Origin of the sequence: Chenggangzhangella methanolivorans (assembly GCF_019797865.1) — a bacterium.
GTDB classification, from domain to species: Bacteria; Pseudomonadota; Alphaproteobacteria; order Rhizobiales; family Methylopilaceae; genus Methylopila; species Methylopila methanolivorans.
Genome location: NZ_CP081869.1, coordinates 280647 through 298930, shown reverse-complemented (window position 1 = coordinate 298930; position 18284 = coordinate 280647). Strand labels below are relative to the sequence as shown.

The following is an 18284-nucleotide window of genomic DNA, read 5'->3' as shown; positions in this document are numbered from 1 at the left end:
GGCTCGGGCGTCAATTCACGCCGGGATCACGTCGACGTGGTTCAGTCTGGGGCGTTCGATATCTTCAGCTCGTGGCCGCACGCCTTGCAGAACACGGCGGCGGGCTCATCGCGGAGCAGCGCGCATTCCGGGCAGGCGAACGAAACCTTCCGCGGCCGCGAAGATCGCCTGCGCGAGCCGCACGAACGGCGAGATGCCGACGACCAGGGAGATGACGGAGGTGAGCCGTCCCCAGGGACCCGGCAACCAGCGTGGCGGTTCAAAGAACGCCCATGACCTTGCGTGGCGGACGGGGCTCGCAGTCTGGCCCGCCCCGCAGGAGATGCGGGCGATATGGCGTCGCGCTACGAGCCGCCAACCTCGAACGCAGGCGTATCTTTCGTTGTCTTTACCGTCCAAGACCCGCTCTGACGAAAAGAACTTGCAGACGCATAGGTGTCTTCCATGAACTGGAAGTAGACCAGTTTGCCGTCTCGAACCTTGGCCAGGATGGCGAACGGAGACGTAAAGACATGGCCGACCTCGACGGAGCGATAGGTGAACTTGCCGAAGATGGCGACATCCTCGCCCGATGCGATCTTGTCGGTGATCGAGAAGTCTTCGACGTGCCAGTAATTGGCGACCCGCAGGAAAGTGCTGCTGTAGGCCGACGGACCCGTCGCGGTGCCGGTCCATGGCTCGATCTTCTTCAGCTCCGGATTGTCGAAATTCAACGAGACATAGACGGCGTCCGGCGCGACAAGCCGGCTGGCCGCAGCTTCGACTTTATCGGGCGCGGTGTTCGACAGAAAATCTAGCGCCACAGCCAGAGACGCCGCCGACAGATCGTCGAAATTGGAGATCGTCATAGAAAATCGTCCTTTCGGCTCACAGAGTTCGCAGCGTCGAAAAGCCGGTCGCCAGCATGCGACGGCCGATTGAGAAAACAGATGCGCTAGAGACGGCCGTATCCGTCTGCGAGGATCGCCGTCCTCGCCGTCATTCTGGTCGCCGCCGCCCAGCGCTGCGGCCCCTTGAGGCCGCCCGCATGACGCCCTTGCGTCCGCAGAACAACATGGCGATGCGACGATCGTCGGAAAAGATTGGCCGTCGTGACGAAGCGTCCTATTTCCAGGACGATGCTTGATCTGAACGACTTTCAATATTTCGCCGCCGTCGTCGATCACGGAGGTTTTTCATCGGCGGGTCGCGCGCTCGGCGTTCAAAAATCGAAGCTCAGTCGCCGCGTTCTCTTGCTTGAGGAGCGTCTCGGCGTTCGCCTCCTCAACCGGTCGTCGCGCCGCTTTTCGGTGACGGAGGTCGGCCGCGAGTTCCATGAGCGCTGCGTTGCGATGCTGGTCCAAGCAGAAGCGGCCAAGCAGATTGTCGCCGAAGTGCGGGCGGAGCCGCGGGGCGTCGTTCGAATGAGCTGCCCGACAGGGCTCCTCTCGTTCCAGTTCGGCGAATTGATCGCGCGCTTCATGATGCGAAACCCCGCCGTCCAGGTGCAGTTGGAGAGTACGAACCGCCGCGTCGACGTCATCGCGGAAGGGCTGGATCTGGCGATCCGCGTGCGCTTTCCGCCGCTGGAGTCGACGGACCTGGTGATGCGGTGGCTCGATGAGAGCCGACAGTGTCTGGTGGCGGCGCGGACCTTGGTCAGCGACGCAACGATCTCGCCCAGCGACTTGCAGAACCTGCCGAGCCTCGACCAAGCCCGGCCATATCACGAGCATGCCTGGGAATTGCACCGGGCCGATGGCGAGGTGGCGACCATTCCTCATGCGCCGCGTCTCGTCACGGACGACATGTCGGTTCTTCGCAACGCCGCGATGGCGGGCGCCGGCGTCGTACAACTGCCGACTATCTTCGTCTGGGATGATATTCGCGCCGGACGACTTGCGCATGTACTGCCGGATTGGAGACCGAAACCGGGGATCGTCCACGCTGTTTTCCCCTCGCGCCGCGGATTGCTTCCATCGGTTCGAGCGCTTTTGGACTTCCTCGCTCAAGAATGCGTGATCCAGCGCGCGCAGGCCGACAGGTTCGTTCCTTCAATCGAGTGAGCCGCTTGTCTAAGCGGGCCTCAACGTGGCTCCTTTCTGCGTAACGACTTAGAGATTCCGAAGGCGGACGTGGTTCCCGACGATCGCGCCGCTGGTGCGCTGATCGGATGGCGATCGGAGCCGTCGGCTTGGCGACGTCGCTCAATTCTTGGTCGAGATGATTCAAACGTTCAAAACGCGCGACAAGCGTTCAAGACGGCGCTGATCGTCCCCGTCACGTTCCCCGCGAAGCAGCGGCGGCGTTCGCGCCGTCCATCCAGGGGAACGACATGACCATCACCGCCACGCCGACGCCCGGCTCAAAGCTGATCTCGCCGACCGACCACGCGCTGGTGCTCATCGACTTCCAGTCGCAGATGTCCTTCGCGACCAAGTCGATCGACGCCGTGACGCTGCGCAACAACGCCGCCCTCATCAGCCATGCGGCCAAGGGCTTCGGCGTGCCCACGATCCTGACCACGGTCGCCGAGAAGAGCTTCTCGGGTCCCATGTTCTCCGAGATCACCGACGCTTTCCCGGGCCAGAAGCTCATCGACCGCACCTCGATGAACACCTGGGAGGACGCCGCCGTCATCGACGAGGTCAACCGGATCGGCAAGACGCGGCTCGTGTTCGCGGGCCTCTGGACCTCCGTCTGCATCGTCGGCCCGACGCTCTCCGCGATCGACCAGGGTTTCGAGACCTACGTGATCGCCGACGCCTGCGGCGACGTTTCCGACGAGGCCCACGAGCGCGCCATGGACCGGATGATCCAGGCTGGCGTGCGTCCGATGACCTCGCTCCAGTACATCCTCGAGCTCCAGCGCGACTGGGCGCGCACCGAGACCTACGACTTCACCACCGGCGTCGCGAAAAGTACGGCGGCGCCTACGGGCTCGGGATCGTCTACGCCAAGACCATGTTCGGCGCCTCCGAAGGCGGACACTGACGGTCCGGCCGGGCGAGCTCCCATGAAGATGTACCTGCTTTCGGCGGGCGCAGGCCTCCTGGTCGGCGTCGTCTACAGCCTGCTGCATGTGCGCTCGCCCGCGCCGCCGCTGGTGGCCCTGGTCGGCCTGCTCGGCATCCTGGTCGGCGAGCAGATCGTGCCCGTCGGCCAGAAGCTGATGGCGGGCCTGAGCCCTGCGGTCGCCTGGGCCGAGGCGAAGTGCGCGCCGCACCTGTTCGGCGCGCTGCCCGGACGGCACGCCCAACCGAAACCCGACCCGACCGAAGGAGCCGGCTCATGAGCCCGACGCGCCGCGACACGACCATCGGCGCGGCCGCGGCCGCGCTCGCCGCAGGCCTCGCCACGCGATCGCGGGCAGCCCCCGCCGAAGGAACGGACATGACCGACGCGACGACCGCCGACCTCATCCTCATCAACGGCCGCGTCACCACGCTCGACCGCAGCGCGCCGGAAGCGGAGGCCTTCGCCGTCAAGGACGGGCGCTTCCTCGCGGTCGGACGCGAAAGCGACGTCATGGCGCATCGCGGGCCTGAGACCAAGATCGTCGACCTCAAGGGCCGGCGCGTGCTGCCGGGCCTCATCGACAACCATCTGCATCTCATCCGCGGCGGGCTGAACTTCAACATGGAGCTGCGCTGGGACGGCGTGCCGTCGCTCAAGGACGCGATGGACATGCTGCGCGCGCAGGTCGCCATCACCCCGCCGCCGCAATGGGTGCGGGTCGTGGGCGGTTTCACCGAGAACCAGTTCGCTGAGAAGCGCCTGCCGACGATCGAGGAGCTCAACCAGGTCGCGCCCGAGACCCCGGTGTTCATCCTCCACCTCTATGACAGCGCGCTGCTGAACGGCGCGGCTCTGCGAGCGGTGGGCTTCGACCGGAACACGCCCAACCCGCCCGGCGGCGAGATCACCCGCGACGCCAAGGGCGAGCCGACGGGCCTGCTGATCGCCAAGCCCAACGCCACCATCCTCTACGCGACGCTCTCCAAGGGCCCGAAACTGCCCTTCGACTATCAGGTGAATTCGACGCGCCACTTCATGCGCGACCTGAATCGGCTCGGCCTCACCAGCGCGCTCGACGCCGGCGGCGGGTCGCAGAACTATCCGGACGACTATGCGGTCATCCAGAAGCTCGCCGACGAGGGCCAACTTACCGTGCGGTTGGCCTACAACCTCTTCACGCAGAAACCGAAAGAGGAAAAGGACGACTTCATCAACTGGGCCAAGATCTCGAAGTACAAGCAGGGCGACGACTATTTCCGCCACAACGGCGCGGGCGAGATGCTGGTCTTCTCCGCCGCCGACTTCGAGGATTTTCGTCAGCCTCGGCCCGACATGGGGCCAGAGATGGAGGATGACCTCGAGGGGGTGGTGCGAGTGCTGGCAGAGAACCGCTGGCCCTGGCGCATGCACGCGACCTATGAGGAGACGATCTCGCGCGCGCTCGACGTGTTCGAGAAGGTCGACCGCGAGATTCCGCTCAAGGGTCTCAACTGGTTCTTCGACCACGCCGAGACGATTTCGGAACGTTCGATCGACCGGGTCGCGGCGCTGGGCGGCGGCGTCGCCGTGCAGCACCGCATGGCCTATCAGGGCGAGTATTTCGTCGAGCGCTACGGCGCCGGCGCGGCCGAGGAGACGCCGCCTTTTGCGCGGATGCTCGACAAGGGCGTGAAGGTCTCGGCCGGCACCGACGCCACCCGCGTCGCCTCCTACAATCCGTGGGTTTCGCTTTCGTGGCTCGTCACCGGCCGCACGGTCGGCGGCCTTCAGCTCTATCCGTCCCGCTCGCGCCTCGACCGCGAGACGGCGCTCAGGATGTGGACCGAGAACGTCACGTGGTTCTCGAACGAAGAGGGCGCCAAGGGCCGCATCGCGCCCGGGATGCTCGCCGACTTCATTGTGCCGGACCGCGACTTCTTCTCCTGCGCGCCCGACGAGATCTCGTCCATCACTTCCGACCTGACGGTCGTCGGCGGCGAGGTGGTGTTCGCCAAGGCAGACTTCGAAAAACTCGACGAGACCGAGGTGCCGCCGGCGATGCCCGACTGGTCGCCGGTGCGCGCCTATGGCGGCTACGGGGCATGGAAGGCGGAAGCGAAGAAAGACTCGGCGCTCCGGCTCCAGGCCGTTGCCTGCGGCTGCGCCAACGCCTGCGGCGTGCACGGTCACGAGCATGCCCGCGCGGCTTCCGGAAAACTGCCCGTCTCCGATCTCAAGGCCTTCTGGGGCGCGCTGGGCTGCGCCTGTTGGGCCGTCTGACGTCATCCGATCCAAGGACAAATCCATGGCCTATGTCACCACGCAGGACGGCGTCGAGATCTTCTACAAGGACCTCGGACCCAAGGACGCGCAGCCGATCGTGTTCCACCACGGCTGGCCGCTCTCGTCGGACGATTGGGACGCGCAGGCGCTGTTCTTCCTCCAGCACGGCTACCGCGTCGTCGCCCATGACCGGCGCGGCCACGGCCGCTCGGCGCAAGGCTCGGAGGGCCACGACATGGACCACTACGCGGCCGACGCCGCGGCGGTGGCCGACCATCTCGACCTTCGGAACGCGGTCCACATCGGTCACTCGACCGGCGGCGGCGAGGTCGCCCGCTATGTCGCGAAGCACGGCGAGCCGAACGGCCGCGTCGCCAAGGCGGTGCTGGTCAGCGCCGTTCCGCCGCTGATGCTGAAGACCGAGAGCAATCCCGGCGGCCTGCCCATCGAGGTGTTCGACGGCTTCCGCTCAGGCCTCGCGGCCAACCGCGCGCAGTTCTTCCTCGACGTTCCGAGCGGTCCTTTCTACGGCTACAACCGGCCGGGCGCGAAGGTCGACCAGGGCGTGATCAACAACTGGTGGCGGCAGGGCATGATGGGCGGGGCCAAGGCCCACTATGACGGGATCAAGGCCTTCTCGGAGACCGACCAGACCGGGGATCTCAAGGCCATCACCGTGCCGACGCTGGTGCTGCACGGCGAGGACGACCAGATCGTTCCGATCGACGACAGCGCGAAGCTCTCGGCCCCGCTGCTGAAGAACGGCGAGCTCAAGACCTATCCGGGCTTCGGCCACGGCATGCTGACGGTCAACGCCGACGTGCTCAACGCCGACCTGCTGGCGTTCGTGAAGGGGTGACGATTCGAGGGCGCTAGGCCTCCGCCTCCCTCCCCCTTGCGGGGAGGGTACGGGTGGGGGTGGTTCCGAAAGAGGCTGGCAGGATCGGCGTAGAGCTGCGTCGGCCTTCGCGCTCGATCCTGAGCCACCCCCACCCCTAACCCCTCCCCACAAGGGGGAGGGGGACTGCTCCGGCGCTCGACGTCGAAACCGCGTGAAAGCACCCGAATGACCGCGCCCGCCGCCCAGAACGCCTTCGCGCCGCTGCGCCGCCCTCTGTTCGCCGTCCTCTGGGGCGCGACGGTGGTCGGCAATGTCGGCTCCTTCATGCGTGACGTCGCGAGCGCATGGCTCGTCACGGACCTCGCCGCCTCGCCCGCGGCCGTCGCGCTGGTGCAGGCGGCGGCCACGCTGCCGATTTTCCTGCTCGCCATCCCCGCAGGCGTGCTCTCCGACATCCTCGATCGCCGAAAACTGCTCATCGCCATCCAGGTGCTGCTCGGGCTCACCAGCCTGACCCTCGCCATCCTCGCGGCTTCAGGCGGGCTCACTGTCTCCTCGCTCGTCGCGCTGACCTTTCTCGGCGGCGTCGGCGCGGCGCTGATGGGGCCGACATGGCAGTCCATCGTGCCCGAGCTCGTGCCGCGCGGAGAGCTTCGCGACGCCGTCGCGCTGAACTCGCTCGGCATCAACATCGCGCGCTCGATCGGGCCTGCGGCCGGCGGCATCCTGCTCGGCGTCGCCGGCGCCGCCACGACATATGGCGTCGACGTCGCGTCCTACCTGCTGGTGATCGCGGCGCTCGTCTGGTGGCCGCGGCCGAAGGCGGCCGACGACGTCCTCGCGGAGCGCTTCTCGGGCGCCTTCCGGGCCGGGCTGCGCTACGCCAAGGCGAGCCGCGAGCTCCACCGCGTGCTGTTCCACGCCGGTGTGTTCTTCGCCTGCGCGAGCGCGGTCTGGGCCTTGCTGCCGCTGGTCGCCCGCGGACTGCTCGGCGGGACCGCGAGCTTCTACGGCCTGCTGCTCGGCGCGGTCGGCCTCGGCGCGATCCTCGGGGCCCTCGTGATGCCCAAGCTGCGCGCGCGGCTCGGAACCGACGGCCTGCTGCTGTTCGCGGCGCTGGTCGCCGCCGTGGTGATGGCCGGCCTGTCCTTCGCGCCGCCCAAGCCGGTCGCGCTCGCAGCCCTCCTGCTGCTCGGCCTCGCGTGGATCGTCGCGCTGACGACGCTGAACGGCGCCGCGCAGGCGATCCTGCCCAACTGGGTGCGCGGCCGCGGCTCGCCGTCTACCTTACGGTTTTCAACGGCGCGATGACGGGCGGCAGCCTCCTGTGGGGGCTGGTCGCCCACCATCTCGGCGTCGCGCCGACGCTGCTCGTCGCGGCCGCGTGCCTCGCGGCCGCGGGGCTCCTGCTGCGCCGCCGGGCTCTGCCGAAGGGCGAGACCGACCTCACGCCCTCGAACCACTGGCCGGAGCCCCTGACCGCCGCGCCCGTGGAGCACGACCGCGGGCCGGTGATGATCCAGATCGAGTACCGCGTGCGCCGGGACGACCGGGTCGGGTTTCTCGAGGCCATGGCCAGGCGCCGACGAGCGGCGCCGCGACGGCGCCTTCGCTTGCGGCGTGACCGAGGACGCCGAGGACCCCGAGAAGATCGTCGAGTGGTTCATGGTCGAGAGCTGGGCCGAGCACCTGCGTCAGCACAAGCGCGTCTCTCACGCCGACGCCGACCTGCAGCAGGCGACCCGCCGCTTCCATGTCGGGCCCGAAGCTCCGGTCGTGCGCCACCTGCTCGGGCTCGACCTGAAACCGGCCGCGCGCGACTGCCGGATGCTCCGCGCAATCCAAGCGGCCGCCGCGGCCTCGATCTCCGTGGCGGCCATGAGCCCGGCGACTGCGGAGCCGCCATCCTTCTCCAACAACCGCGCCGACGAGGACTGGAGCGTGCTCGCCGATCCCGCCAACCGCACGGGGGCGGCTTGGGAGCGGTTCAAGTTCGTGCCGCTGGACGCCGCCGGCGAAAGCCGCCTGACGCTCGGGACGGACCTGCGCTTCAGGTTCGAGCGCTACTCCGACAATTTCGACAGCGCCAAGCCTGACGAGATCTACGGCTGGTCGCGGATTATGCCGTATGCGGACCTGCGTCTCGGGCCGACCCTGCGCGTCTTCGGCCAGATGCTTGGCGCATGGGCGGACCGCAGCGCGCTGACCGAGGGGCCGGTCGACGAGACGGGGGTCGAAACTGCTGCAGGGTTTTGCGGAAGCGAGCGCGCCGCTTGGTTCCGGCGAACTCTCCATCCGCGGAGGCCGGCAGATGGTCGCCTATGGTTCCGAGCGCCTCATCGGCCTGCGCTTCGGGCCGAACGTGCCGCTCTCCTTCGACGGCGCGCGGGCGCGGCTCTCGGTCGGCGACTGGACCGTGGACGCCTTCGCCTACCGTCCGGTCGCCAACGAGCTTGGGAACTTCGACGATCGCTCGGACCGGAGCCGCAAGACTTTCGGCCTCTACGCGACCCGCGCCTTGCCGGAGATCGGCCCCAAGTCGGGCCTCGACCTCTACTGGATCGGCTATGAGCGTGACGATGCGCGCTTCGACAGCGGCGTCGCCGATGAGCGCCGCCATACGCTGGGGACGCGGTTCTTCGGCGCGCTCGGCGACTGGAGCTGGAACCACGAGGCGATGCTGCAGCTCGGGACCTTCGGCGGTGAGAGGATCCTGGCCTGGTCGGTGGCGACAGACACACGCGCTACACCTTTTCCGCGGTCCCCCTTCGGCCGTTCGTCGAACTCAAGGCCAACGTCATCAGCGGCGACCGCGGGCCGGGCGGCCGCCTCGGCACGTTCAACGCGCTGTTCCCCAAGGGCAAATACTTTGGCGAGATCGGACTGATCGGCCCGGCCAACCTCGTGAACCTGCATCCGGTCATCGGGGTGTCGCTGGGTCTGGTTGGTCGCTGACTGGCGCGGCCGTCTTCTACTGGCGGCAGTCGCTCGACGACGGCGTCTACGGCAATCCCGGAAACCTCATCCGACCCTCCGCAGGCAGCCGCGCGCGCTATGTGGGGACGCAGGGCGAGGTCGTTCTCGGGTGGGAGGCGACGACAAACGTCACGCTCGAGACGTCTTACGCCCTCTTCGAACCCGGCCCTTCCTGAGCGAGACCGGGTCCGGCAAGACCGTCCACTTCGTGGGCGGAGAGATTCAGTTTCGTTACTGAAACCAAGGAAAAAGCGATGCACATCACGATCGAAAACGCGGCGAAGGCGATCGAAGAAGCCATCCGCAAGGCCCGCGAGATCGACACTTTCATGTGTATCGCGATCGTCGATTCCGGCGCGGACCTGAAGGCGTTCCATCGCATGGACGACGCCTGGGTCGGATCGATCGACATCGCGATCAAGAAGGCCAAGACCGCCGTCTTCTTCGGCATGCCGACCGGGGAGATCGGCAAGCTCTCGCAGCCGGGCAAGCCGCTCTACGGCATCGAGCATTCCAACCAGGGTCTGATCACCTTCCCCGGAGGTCTGCCGATCGTCGACAAGGACGGCGTCATGATCGGGGCGATCGGGGTCAGCGGCTCTTCGGTCGAGAACGACCATGCCGTCGCGACCGCGGGCGCGCAGGCGCTCGGCACGTGGGAACTGCCCGCCCATCCCTGGCGCACCTGATCAAAGCCGAGCGAGGCGGCTATTTCGCAGCCGCCTCGCTCGGCTCCGGCGTCGCCCACGGCGCCTTCGCGAGCCGCCGCACGAGGAACTCGATCAGCGCCGTCACCCGTGGCGGGCGCAGCGACCCGGGCGGGGTCACCACGTTGAGCGCGATCGGCGGCGGGCTCCAGTCGCACATCACCGCCTCCAGCCGCCCCGCCGCAATGTCCTGCCAGACGATAAACTCGGGCTGCACCGCGAGGCCGAGCCCCGCCATCAGGCTCGGCGTCAGCGCGTCGGCGTTGTTGGCGCGCATGGGTCCGGACGGCGTGGCGGTGGCCTCCTCGCCGTCCTCGCGCAGGAACCGCCAGCGGTCGCGCGAGGCCAGGTAGGAGTAGCCGAGGCATGCGTGGCCCGCGAGGTCGCGCGGATGAGACGGTCGGCCGGCCCGCTCGAAGTAGCCAGGCGTTCCGACCAGAACGCGCTTCACCCGACAGAGCCTCCGCACCTTGAGACGCGAGTCCGACAAGCTCGCGATCCGCAGCGCAAGGTCGAAGCCGCCATCGATGAGGTCGACGGTGTGGTCGCTGAGCTCCATGTCGACGGCCACGTCCGGATAGGCGGCGAAGAACTCCGGCAGCAGCGGCGCGACATGGGCGAGGCCGAACGACATCGGGGTCGCGAGCCGCACGACGCCCCGCGGCGAGGCGGACTGGGCGAGCGCTTGCGTCTCCGCCTCCTCGCCCGCGCCAAGGATTCGCTCGGCGTTCGGCACAGCGGCTCGCCCGGCCTCGGTCAGCGAAAGCCGCCGCGTGGTGCGGTGGAACAGCGGCGTCCCGATGCGCGCCTCCAGCCTGGCGACGGCCTTAGAGACCGTGGCCTTGGAGAGGTTGAGGTCCTCGGCCGCCCGGCCGAACGAACCACGGGCCGCGACGCGGGCGAAGATCGCCCAGGCCTCGAAGTCGGGAAGCGTCGCCATTGGTCAATTTCCGAAACAGTGATTTTCGATTGTTTCCGTTTAATATCTCAGCTCAGCGCGTACTTTCGTTCAAGCGAAATCGGCGTCCCCAGAGCGACGCCCCAACGAACGGAGTTCTCGCCATGAGCGGCGCAGCCCTTCACCACGTCACCGCGATCAGCGGACCGGCCCGCCGGAACGTCGGCTTCTACACCGGGGTTCTCGGGCTCCGCCTGGTCAAGAAGACCGTGAACTTCGACGATCCCGGCACCTACCATCTCTACTACGGCGACGCCGCGGGCCGCCCGGGATCCGTGCTGACCTTCTTCCCGTGGGACCATGTCGCCCCCGGCCGGATCGGCGTCGGCGAGACCTCGCAGACCTCGTTCCGCGTGCCCCGCGGCTCGATCGGCTGGTGGACGCAGCGCTTCGTCGAAGCCGCGGTCCCCCACGACAACCCGGTCATCCGCTTCGGCGAGACGGTGCTGGCGTTCAAGGATCCGGACGGGCTCTCGCTCGCGCTCGTCGGCGTGGACGGCGTCGAGGCTGAAGAGGCCTGGGAGGGCGGCTCGGTCCCGGCCGAGCACGCTATCCGCGGCTTCCACGGCGTCACGCTCCTGCTCGACAAGGCGGAGGCGACCGCCGCGGTTCTGACCAACGTGTTTGGTCACCGCGAGGTGGCGCGCGAGGACAACGTCGTCCGCTACGACGCTGGCGGCGAGGGGTACGGCCGCTTCGTCGACCTCCGCGAGGTCGGCGGCTTCCTCGGCGGTCGTCCCGGCGGCGGCAGCGTGCACCACATCGCTTTCCGCGCGGCCGACGACGCCGCGCAAGCCGCGATGGCGCGCAAGCTCGTCAGCGAGCATGGCCTCGCCGTCACGGAGCAGAAGGACCGCAACTACTTCCGGTCCGTCTACTTCCGCGAGCCCGGCGGGGTGCTGTTCGAGATCGCCACCGACGAGCCCGGCTTCGCCTTCGACGAGCCCGCGGAGCATCTGGGCGAGGCTCTGAAGCTGCCCCCGTTCCTCGAGGCCCTGCGCCCGCGGATCGAAGAGCGGCTGCCCGAACTCGCCTGACTTGAAGCTCCGCGCTCATCTGGGGCGCGGAGCCTTCCTTCCTCTCACTCAAGACACGATGGAGCGTCGCCATGAGCGCGCGTGAGCTTTCGTTCGTCCATGTGTTTCGCCCTGCGACCGTCGCGGGCCTGCCCCCCGTGCTTCTCCTTCACGGCACGGGCGGCGACGAGACCGACCTGATCGGCCTCGGGGCCGCGGTCGCGCCCGGCGCGGCGCTGTTGTCTCCTCGCGGCCAGGTTCTCGAAAACGGCATGCCGCGCTTCTTCCGGCGGCTCGCCGAGGGCGTGTTCGACGAGGACGACGTCCGCCGCCGGGCGGGCGACCTCGCCCGCTTCGTCGGGGAGGCGAGGGCCTCCTATGGAATCGGCGCTCCGGTCGCGCTCGGCTTCTCCAACGGCGCGAACATCGCGGCCGCCGTCCGCCTGCTGCATCCCGGCGCGCTCTCCGGCGCGATCCTGCTTCGAGGCATGGTCCCGCTCGACGGCCCCGTTGGGGGAAGCGTCCCGACGCCGGCCTTGCTGGTCTCCGGCGATCGGGACCCGATCGTCCCCGCGACGAACGCCTCGCAGCTCGCGAAGGTGCTTGGCGAGGCCGGCGGCCAGGTCGAGCACCGCATCCTGCCGACCGGACACGGCCTCACAAAGGTCGACGTCGAACTGGCGGCCGACTGGTACGAACGCTTGGCCACGCGTTCCGCCGAAGCCGTCGCGTCATGACGCGGCGGCCGACCTCGTGCGACTTCCGGCGTCGCGGCGGGCTCACCCCCGAGCAACGCCGGATCGCCTTCCAAGAGCTGGGCGTCAGCGGAGCGCCCAAACGCTCCGTCGCGGAGGTCGCGACGCTGTGCGGCCTCTCCCGGGGGCACTTCATCCGAGCGTTTCGCATGTCGGTCGGCGAAACTCCGTATCGCTGGTCGCGCCTGCTTCGCATCAAGGCGGCCCAGGCCGCGCTCCTGAACTCGGACGCGACCATCGCCGACATTGCGGCCCAGTGCGGCTTCTCGGACCAGAGCCATCTGACTCGGGTCTTCTCCGCCGAAGTCGGCGTGAGCCCTGCGGCTCTCAGGAGAACGCTGAGAACCCGACCGCCGGTCCCGGTCGTCGCCTCGTAAAGCGGCGCGTTCGACCGCGCCGCGCGAAGAAGGGCTGGCCGCCCGTATCGCGGGCGGATGTCGAGCGAAACGTCGCAGCCGGCGTCGCGGGAGAGGGGGGAGGCTGACTCCGGTCTCGCTCCCGAGGGGCGACCGCTCGGAGTGGGCGCGTGACAGATCTGATTGCGGCGACTGGCCGTTCAGGCCGCCGCCACCGCGTGCCAGCGCGCCAGGCCCGGCCAGATCCTCCTGATCGCCAGCGCGGCGACGATCGGCGCGGCGAGGACGCTGAGGGCGTTCCCGAAAGCGGCTCCGCGATGATCAGCAGGCACACGAGCGCGACCGCGCGCCGCTCGGCGGGGGCGCAGCCGTCCTTCAGGAGAAACGCCAGCGCGACGCCGAGCGTCGTCAGGTCGTAGACATAGGCGTAGGGCGAGGCCGCCACGCAGCCCGCCGCGAGCAAGGCGCGCTTGGGGCCGTCGGCGCCCGGCCGCCGCCAGGCCGACCAGACGAGCGCCGCGAGTGTCGCCATGACGGCGCCTTGCACCATCCAGGCTGACCAATAGCCGAGGCCGAGCCAGCGGGAGACGCCGAACGGGCTGACGAGCTCGGCGAAGTTCGCCCAGCCCATCTCCAGAACGGCGTGGTTGGTGAGCTTTGTCGAGGCGAGGAAGGCCGGCCAGACCTCGGCCCCGAACGCGAGCGTCGCGGCGCCCGCCGCGGCGAGCGCGGTGGCGGCGGCGGAGGCGATGGCGCGCCAGTGTCCACAGGCGAGCAGCGCGATCGGGATCAGCGCTCCGAACTGCGGCTTGTAGGTGAGAAGCCCGATCAGGATCCCTGCGGCGACCGGCCGCCGGTCGAGCAGCGCCAGGCCTGCGCCCAGAAGCCCTGCGGTCAAAAATCCGTTCTGGCCGAAGGCGACGTTCATCGCGACGGCGGGAAGGCGAGGGCGATCAGCACGGCGTCCCAGCGCCTGCAGATCAGGCGGATCGCGGCCGCGTAGATCGGCAGCGTCACGGCCGTCCAGACGAGCTGCGAGGCGACGTAGGGCAGCAGCGACAGCGGCGCGGCCACCAGCAGGAACATCGGAGGGTAGTGCCAGCCGAAATAGCCCTCGAAGTCGTGGCCGACGGCGAGAACCTCATAGGCGCGGTGCGCCGCCCAGTCGTAGACGTCCGCGGCCCGGCCCTCGATCGCCATCCGTCCGGCGGCCCAGACGTTTACGAAGTCGGCCTGCAGCGGCCGTCCTTCCGCGTCGAGCAGCCATTGTCCGAAGAGCGGCCCTGTCGAAAAGAAAACCGCATAGAGCGCGAAAAAGGCGAACGCGGCTCGGATCGCGAGCGCGCGGTCGTCCGGGGCGGGCGCGGAAGTGGCGGTCATGAGGCGGCGACAGAGGGCGTTCCGGGTCCGCGATGGTGGCGTCTTTTCGCTTAAGGAGAGGTTCCCGAAACAGGCCGCGGCGCTTTCGGGCTTGTCTCCCGGCCAGAACCCGCCTAGAGGAGCGGCGCTTTAAAGCCGAACAGAGATCGCGACGCAGGAACTCAGTCGATGGCCAAGGAAAAGTTTTCGCGGACGAAGCCGCACTGCAACATCGGAACGATTGGTCACGTTGACCATGGCAAGACGTCTTTGACGGCTGCGATCACGAAGGTGCTTGCGGAGACTGGCGGGGCGACGTTCACGGCGTATGACCAGATCGACAAGGCGCCGGAGGAGAAGGCGCGCGGCATCACGATCTCGACCGCGCATGTGGAGTACGAGACGAGCGGGCGCCACTACGCCCACGTCGACTGCCCCGGCCACGCCGACTATGTGAAGAACATGATCACGGGCGCGGCGCAGATGGACGGCGCGATCCTGGTGGTTTCGGCCGCCGACGGCCCGATGCCGCAGACCCGCGAGCACATCCTGCTCGCCCGTCAGGTCGGCGTTCCGGCGCTGGTGGTGTTCCTGAACAAGTGCGACATGGTCGACGACGAGGAGCTTCTCGAGCTCGTCGAGCTCGAGGTTCGCGAGCTTCTGTCGAAGTACGACTTCCCGGGCGACGACATTCCGATCGTGAAGGGTTCTGCGCTTGTGGCGCTCGAGAACGGCGACGCCAAGCTCGGCCATGACGCCATTCTTGAGCTGATGACCCAGGTCGACGCCTACATCCCGCAGCCGGAGCGTCCGATCGACCAGCCGTTCCTGATGCCGGTCGAAGACGTGTTCTCGATCTCGGGCCGCGGCACGGTGGTGACCGGCCGCGTCGAGCGCGGCATCGTGAAGGTCGGCGAGGAAGTCGAGATCGTCGGCATTCGCCCGACGGTGAAGACCACCGTCACGGGCGTCGAGATGTTCCGCAAGCTGCTCGACCAGGGGCAGGCCGGCGACAACATCGGCGCTCTTCTGCGCGGCACCAAGCGCGAGGACGTCGAGCGCGGCCAGGTTCTGTGCAAGCCGGGTTCGGTGAAGCCGCACACGAAATTCAAGGCTGAGGCGTACATCCTCACCAAGGAGGAGGGCGGCCGTCACACGCCGTTCTTCACGAACTACCGCCCGCAGTTCTACTTCCGCACGACGGACGTGACGGGCGTGGTGCACCTTCCCGAGGGCACCGAGATGGTGATGCCGGGCGACAACATCGCGATGACGGTCGAGCTGATCGTTCCGATCGCGATGGAGGAGAAGCTGCGCTTCGCCCGCGAAGGCGGCCGAACCGTCGGCGCCGGCGTCGTCGCCACCATCATCGAGTGATGTCGGCCGCCGCGCCCGGAGGCTCCCTCCGGGCGCGGCGCCGTGACGGACGTTCAGTCCGTCTCGAAACTGCCGCGTTGGGTGTTGCGCCAAGCGAGTCGGCGTGCCATATGAGCCACCCGCTCAAAACCCCCAGCGTCTTTAGGAGTGTAGCTCAACTGGTCAGAGCACCGGTCTCCAAAACCGGGGGTTGGGGGTTCGAGTCCCTCCACTCCTGCCACGCCCGGGCGGACGGCGTGGCGGGGCGGAATTTAGTTCGGGGTTTGAGTGCGACCGCAAGGTCGTTGAATTCTTTTGGTTTTCGGGGTGCGGGCCCGTTTCGGGAGCGCGCCCTTTTGGACGTTTTGGACATCTGATGGCGAAGACTTCCCCGCTCGAATTCCTCCAGCAGGTTGGAGCCGAGACCGCGAAAGTGGTGTGGCCGACCCGCAAGGAGACGGGCATCACGACGCTGATGGTGGTGATCTTCGCCTTCGTCGCGGCGGTGTTCTTCTTCTTCGTCGACATGATCATCCGCTACGGCGTCACCCTGCTGTTGGGAATTGGCCGATGAGCGCCGTCGAAGCCCGCGCGGGCGGCCGGCCGAAGCGCTGGTACATCGTCCACGCTTATTCGAACTTCGAGAAGAAGGTCGCGGAATCGATCCGCGAGAAGGCCGAGCAGACCGGCCTCGGCGATCTCTTCGAGGAAATTCTCGTGCCGACCGAAAGGTCGTCGAGGTGCGCCGCGGCCGCAAGGTCGATGCGGAGCGCAAGTTTTTTCCCGGCTACGTGCTGGTGAAGATGGACCCTGACGGACCAGGCCTATCACCTGATCCGCAACACCCCGAAGGTCACGGGGTTCCTGGGCGCGGACAACAAGCCGTCGCCGATCTCGGAGCGCGAGGCTCTGCGGATCATGCAGCAGGTGCAGGAAGGCATCGAGCGTCCGAAGCCTTCCGTTTCGTTCGAGGTGGGCGAGCAGGTGCGCGTCTCCGACGGGCCGTTCGCGTCCTTCTCGGGCGTGGTGCAGGACGTCGACGAGGCCCGCGCGCGCCTCAAGATCGACGTCTCGATCTTCGGTCGCGCGACGACCGTCGATCTCGAATACGGGCAGGTCGAAAAGGTCTGACCCGAAACCCGGCTGTGGGAGAGGGGGCGCCGGCGTTTTCGCCGCCGGCCGTCCGGCTTCGCACCACGGCTCAACGACGCGAGGGGCGTGATCCCCGTGGCGTCAGAGGAGAACTGAGGACATGGCGAAGAAAGTCGTAGGTTACATCAAGCTGCAGGTGCCCGCGGGCTCCGCGAACCCGTCGCCGCCGATCGGTCCGGCGCTCGGTCAGCGCGGCCTGAACATCATGGAGTTCTGCAAGGCGTTCAACGCCGCCACCGGTCAGATGGAGAAGGGGATGCCGATCCCCGTCGTCATCACCGCCTATGCGGACCGCTCCTTCACGTTCCTGATGAAGTCGCCGCCTGTGAGCTACTTCCTCAAGCAGGCCGCCGGCATCAAGTCGGGCTCCAAGACGACCGGCAAGGCGGCTCCCGTCGGCAAGGTCACCCAGGCCCAGCTCCGCGACATCGCGGAGAAGAAGATGGCCGACATGAACTGCCACACGGTCGAGGCCGCCGTGGCGATGCTTGCGGGCTCCGCCCGTTCGATGGGCTTGGCGGTGGAGGGCTGACCATGGCGAAGATCGGTAAGCGCTACTCCGCCGCTCGTGAAGGCGTCGACCGCGAGAAGCTCTATGCTCTCGACGAGGCCCTGGCTCTCGTGAAGGACCGCGCCAAGGCGAAGTTCGACGAGACCATCGAGGTCGCGATCAATCTCGGCGTCGACCCGCGCCACGCCGACCAGATGGTCCGCGGCGTCTGCAATCTGCCGAACGGTTCGGGCCGCACGGTTCGCGTCGGCGTGTTCGCCCGCGGCCCGAAGGCCGACGAGGCCAAGGCCGCCGGGGCCGACGTCGTCGGCGCCGAGGACCTGCTCGAGATCGTCCAGGGCGGCAAGATCGAGTTCGATCGCTGCATCGCGACCCCGGACCTGATGCCGCTCGTCGGCCGTCTCGGCAAAGTGCTCGGCCCGCGCGGCCTGATGCCGAACCCGAAGGTCGGCACCGTGACGATGGACGTCGCTGGCGCGGTCAAGGCCGCCAAGGGCGGCGCAGTGGAGTTCCGCGTCGAGAAGGCCGGCATCATCCATGGCGGCGTCGGCAAGGCGTCGTTCGACGCGCAGAAGCTCGCCGAGAACATCAAGGCGTTCACCGACGCCGTGGTGAAGGCCAAGCCGACCGGCGCGAAGGGCCAGTATGTCCAGCGCATCGCGGTCTCGTCGACCATGGGCCCGGGCGTGCACGTCGATCCGTCGACGGTGTTGGGCGCCTGATTTGAAGAATTTCGCGCCGGGTCTCTGATCCGGCGCGAATGAAGGGCAGGGCGGTTCGCCGCTCTGTCCGACCTGTCCGAGAAAGCAGGCGCGCCTCCACGGGGAGACCGCTTAAGCCCGGAGCACCGGGACCTGCCGAGACGGGACGACCGGATTTCATGGCCCGCGAGAGCGGCCCTTACGTCCGGTTCGAACCAACGCGGCCGAACCTTTCGAGGCGAGGCGCGCGGACAGGCTTGAAGCCGCCGTTGGCCACGAGGGCGTCCGCCCGACGAGCAACGGCCGTAGCAACCCGGCGGTTCCGTCCATGAGGACT

General features: G+C 67.9%; 18 protein-coding genes, 1 tRNA gene and 5 pseudogenes. 19 read left to right on the top strand and 5 right to left on the bottom strand.

Going from position 1 to position 18284, the window contains the following annotated elements; genetic code table 11:
• Positions 1 to 41 precede the first annotated feature (41 nt).
• Both K6K41_RS01575 and K6K41_RS01570 read right to left on the bottom strand, forming a co-directional pair.
• Positions 42 to 246, bottom strand: a pseudogene (locus tag K6K41_RS01575) (ion transporter); the annotation flags it as partial.
• Positions 247 to 344: 98 nt separating this feature from the next.
• Entirely contained in the window at positions 345 to 848 is a 504-nt protein-coding gene (locus tag K6K41_RS01570) for a nuclear transport factor 2 family protein (RefSeq protein WP_261403649.1), read from the bottom strand.
• Positions 849 to 1118: 270 nt separating this feature from the next.
• Here K6K41_RS01570 and K6K41_RS01565 point away from each other — a divergent pair, with 270 nt between their 5' ends.
• The 9 genes and pseudogenes from K6K41_RS01565 to K6K41_RS01530 all read left to right on the top strand — a co-directional run bounded on the left by K6K41_RS01565 (position 1119) and on the right by K6K41_RS01530 (position 9765).
• Positions 1119 to 2045 carry a LysR substrate-binding domain-containing protein gene (locus K6K41_RS01565; RefSeq protein ID WP_261403648.1) on the top strand — a complete coding sequence of 309 codons (927 nt, stop codon included), beginning with the start codon at positions 1119 to 1121 and terminating at the stop codon, positions 2043 to 2045.
• A 275-nt stretch (positions 2046 to 2320) separates the two neighbouring features.
• A pseudogene (locus tag K6K41_RS01560) lies at positions 2321 to 2973 on the top strand (hydrolase).
• A 22-nt stretch (positions 2974 to 2995) separates the two neighbouring features.
• On the top strand, positions 2996 to 3274 hold the full coding sequence (locus tag K6K41_RS01555; RefSeq protein ID WP_315855123.1) for a XapX domain-containing protein: 279 nt from the start codon (positions 2996 to 2998) through the stop codon (positions 3272 to 3274).
• 98 nt (positions 3275 to 3372) lie between these two features.
• A complete protein-coding gene (locus K6K41_RS01550; protein ID WP_261405885.1) occupies positions 3373 to 5256 on the top strand; it encodes an amidohydrolase in 1884 nt (627 codons plus the stop codon).
• Positions 5257 to 5281: 25 nt separating this feature from the next.
• Entirely contained in the window at positions 5282 to 6118 is an 837-nt protein-coding gene (locus K6K41_RS01545; protein ID WP_261403647.1) for an alpha/beta fold hydrolase, read from the top strand.
• 207 nt (positions 6119 to 6325) lie between these two features.
• Positions 6326 to 7900, top strand: a pseudogene (locus tag K6K41_RS01540) (MFS transporter); the annotation flags it as partial.
• A gap of 439 nt (positions 7901 to 8339) precedes the next feature.
• Positions 8340 to 8780, top strand: a pseudogene (locus tag K6K41_RS01535) (alginate export family protein); the annotation flags it as partial.
• A gap of 38 nt (positions 8781 to 8818) precedes the next feature.
• Complete coding sequence (locus K6K41_RS30090; RefSeq protein WP_428978619.1) at positions 8819 to 9055, top strand: alginate export family protein; 237 nt, start codon at positions 8819 to 8821, stop codon at positions 9053 to 9055.
• Between the two features lie 275 nt (positions 9056 to 9330).
• The gene (locus K6K41_RS01530; protein ID WP_261403646.1) at positions 9331 to 9765 is read left to right on the top strand and encodes a GlcG/HbpS family heme-binding protein; all 435 of its coding nucleotides are present in this window, start codon (positions 9331 to 9333) and stop codon (positions 9763 to 9765) included.
• A gap of 19 nt (positions 9766 to 9784) precedes the next feature.
• Here the strand turns inward: K6K41_RS01530 and K6K41_RS01525 are convergent, their stop codons facing one another.
• Positions 9785 to 10723, bottom strand: a complete 939-nt coding sequence (locus tag K6K41_RS01525) for a LysR family transcriptional regulator (RefSeq protein WP_261403645.1) — start codon at positions 10721 to 10723, stop codon at positions 9785 to 9787.
• Between the two features lie 122 nt (positions 10724 to 10845).
• On the opposite strand from K6K41_RS01525, the gene K6K41_RS01520 reads away from it, so the two are divergent.
• From K6K41_RS01520 to K6K41_RS01510, 3 genes are all read left to right on the top strand, one after another.
• The gene (locus K6K41_RS01520) at positions 10846 to 11778 is read left to right on the top strand and encodes a ring-cleaving dioxygenase (RefSeq protein WP_261403644.1); all 933 of its coding nucleotides are present in this window, start codon (positions 10846 to 10848) and stop codon (positions 11776 to 11778) included.
• A gap of 71 nt (positions 11779 to 11849) precedes the next feature.
• Positions 11850 to 12494, top strand: coding sequence for an alpha/beta hydrolase (locus K6K41_RS01515; RefSeq protein WP_261403643.1), 645 nt, complete (start codon positions 11850 to 11852; stop codon positions 12492 to 12494).
• On the top strand, positions 12491 to 12889 hold the full coding sequence (locus K6K41_RS01510) for a helix-turn-helix domain-containing protein (protein ID WP_261403642.1): 399 nt from the start codon (positions 12491 to 12493) through the stop codon (positions 12887 to 12889). Before K6K41_RS01515 ends, K6K41_RS01510 begins: the two co-directional genes overlap by 4 nt.
• Here the strand turns inward: K6K41_RS01510 and K6K41_RS01505 are convergent.
• Positions 12840 to 13895, bottom strand: coding sequence for a glycosyltransferase family 87 protein (locus K6K41_RS01505; protein ID WP_261405883.1), 1056 nt, complete (start codon positions 13893 to 13895; stop codon positions 12840 to 12842). The genes K6K41_RS01510 and K6K41_RS01505 overlap by 50 nt on opposite strands.
• Entirely contained in the window at positions 13793 to 14248 is a 456-nt protein-coding gene (locus K6K41_RS01500) for a glycosyltransferase family 87 protein (RefSeq protein ID WP_261403641.1), read from the bottom strand. Before K6K41_RS01500 ends, K6K41_RS01505 begins: the two co-directional genes overlap by 103 nt.
• A 168-nt stretch (positions 14249 to 14416) precedes the next feature.
• Between K6K41_RS01500 and tuf the strand changes: the two genes are divergently transcribed.
• The 7 genes and pseudogenes from tuf (at position 14417) to rplA (ending at position 17968) form a co-directional block, all read left to right on the top strand.
• Positions 14417 to 15604: an elongation factor Tu gene (gene tuf, locus K6K41_RS01495; protein WP_261403640.1), complete on the top strand. Its 1188-nt coding sequence runs from the start codon at positions 14417 to 14419 to the stop codon at positions 15602 to 15604.
• A 143-nt stretch (positions 15605 to 15747) separates the two neighbouring features.
• Positions 15748 to 15824, top strand: a tRNA-Trp gene (locus tag K6K41_RS01490).
• Positions 15825 to 15956: 132 nt separating this feature from the next.
• Entirely contained in the window at positions 15957 to 16157 is a 201-nt protein-coding gene (gene secE / locus K6K41_RS01485; protein WP_261405882.1) for a preprotein translocase subunit SecE, read from the top strand.
• Positions 16154 to 16441 (top strand): annotated as a pseudogene (locus K6K41_RS01480) (transcription termination/antitermination NusG family protein); the annotation flags it as partial. The gene secE and the pseudogene K6K41_RS01480, both read left to right, overlap by 4 nt.
• Positions 16442 to 16501: 60 nt before the next feature.
• Positions 16502 to 16714 carry a transcription termination/antitermination protein NusG gene (gene nusG / locus K6K41_RS01475; RefSeq protein ID WP_261405881.1) on the top strand — a complete coding sequence of 71 codons (213 nt, stop codon included), beginning with the start codon at positions 16502 to 16504 and terminating at the stop codon, positions 16712 to 16714.
• A gap of 121 nt (positions 16715 to 16835) precedes the next feature.
• Positions 16836 to 17267: a 50S ribosomal protein L11 gene (gene rplK, locus K6K41_RS01470; protein ID WP_261403639.1), complete on the top strand. Its 432-nt coding sequence runs from the start codon at positions 16836 to 16838 to the stop codon at positions 17265 to 17267.
• 2 nt (positions 17268 to 17269) lie between these two features.
• Positions 17270 to 17968: a 50S ribosomal protein L1 gene (gene rplA / locus K6K41_RS01465; RefSeq protein WP_261403638.1), complete on the top strand. Its 699-nt coding sequence runs from the start codon at positions 17270 to 17272 to the stop codon at positions 17966 to 17968.
• Positions 17969 to 18284: the final 316 nt, after the last annotated feature.

What these genes read in the sequence shown, in the direction of transcription:
- K6K41_RS01570 (WP_261403649.1), bottom strand. Translation starts at nt 848, where the DNA reads ATGACGATCTCCAATTTCGACGATCTGTCGGCGGCGTCTCTGGCTGTG.
- K6K41_RS01565 (WP_261403648.1), top strand. Translation starts at nt 1,119, where the DNA reads ATGCTTGATCTGAACGACTTTCAATATTTCGCCGCCGTCGTCGATCAC.
- K6K41_RS01555 (WP_315855123.1), top strand. Translation starts at nt 2,996, where the DNA reads ATGAAGATGTACCTGCTTTCGGCGGGCGCAGGCCTCCTGGTCGGCGTC.
- K6K41_RS01550 (WP_261405885.1), top strand. Translation starts at nt 3,373, where the DNA reads ATGACCGACGCGACGACCGCCGACCTCATCCTCATCAACGGCCGCGTC.
- K6K41_RS01545 (WP_261403647.1), top strand. Translation starts at nt 5,282, where the DNA reads ATGGCCTATGTCACCACGCAGGACGGCGTCGAGATCTTCTACAAGGAC.
- K6K41_RS01530 (WP_261403646.1), top strand. Translation starts at nt 9,331, where the DNA reads ATGCACATCACGATCGAAAACGCGGCGAAGGCGATCGAAGAAGCCATC.
- K6K41_RS01525 (WP_261403645.1), bottom strand. Translation starts at nt 10,723, where the DNA reads ATGGCGACGCTTCCCGACTTCGAGGCCTGGGCGATCTTCGCCCGCGTC.
- K6K41_RS01520 (WP_261403644.1), top strand. Translation starts at nt 10,846, where the DNA reads ATGAGCGGCGCAGCCCTTCACCACGTCACCGCGATCAGCGGACCGGCC.
- K6K41_RS01515 (WP_261403643.1), top strand. Translation starts at nt 11,850, where the DNA reads ATGAGCGCGCGTGAGCTTTCGTTCGTCCATGTGTTTCGCCCTGCGACC.
- K6K41_RS01510 (WP_261403642.1), top strand. Translation starts at nt 12,491, where the DNA reads ATGACGCGGCGGCCGACCTCGTGCGACTTCCGGCGTCGCGGCGGGCTC.
- K6K41_RS01500 (WP_261403641.1), bottom strand. Translation starts at nt 14,248, where the DNA reads ATGACCGCCACTTCCGCGCCCGCCCCGGACGACCGCGCGCTCGCGATC.
- tuf (WP_261403640.1), top strand. Translation starts at nt 14,417, where the DNA reads ATGGCCAAGGAAAAGTTTTCGCGGACGAAGCCGCACTGCAACATCGGA.
- nusG (WP_261405881.1), top strand. Translation starts at nt 16,502, where the DNA reads ATGCAGCAGGTGCAGGAAGGCATCGAGCGTCCGAAGCCTTCCGTTTCG.
- rplK (WP_261403639.1), top strand. Translation starts at nt 16,836, where the DNA reads ATGGCGAAGAAAGTCGTAGGTTACATCAAGCTGCAGGTGCCCGCGGGC.
- rplA (WP_261403638.1), top strand. Translation starts at nt 17,270, where the DNA reads ATGGCGAAGATCGGTAAGCGCTACTCCGCCGCTCGTGAAGGCGTCGAC.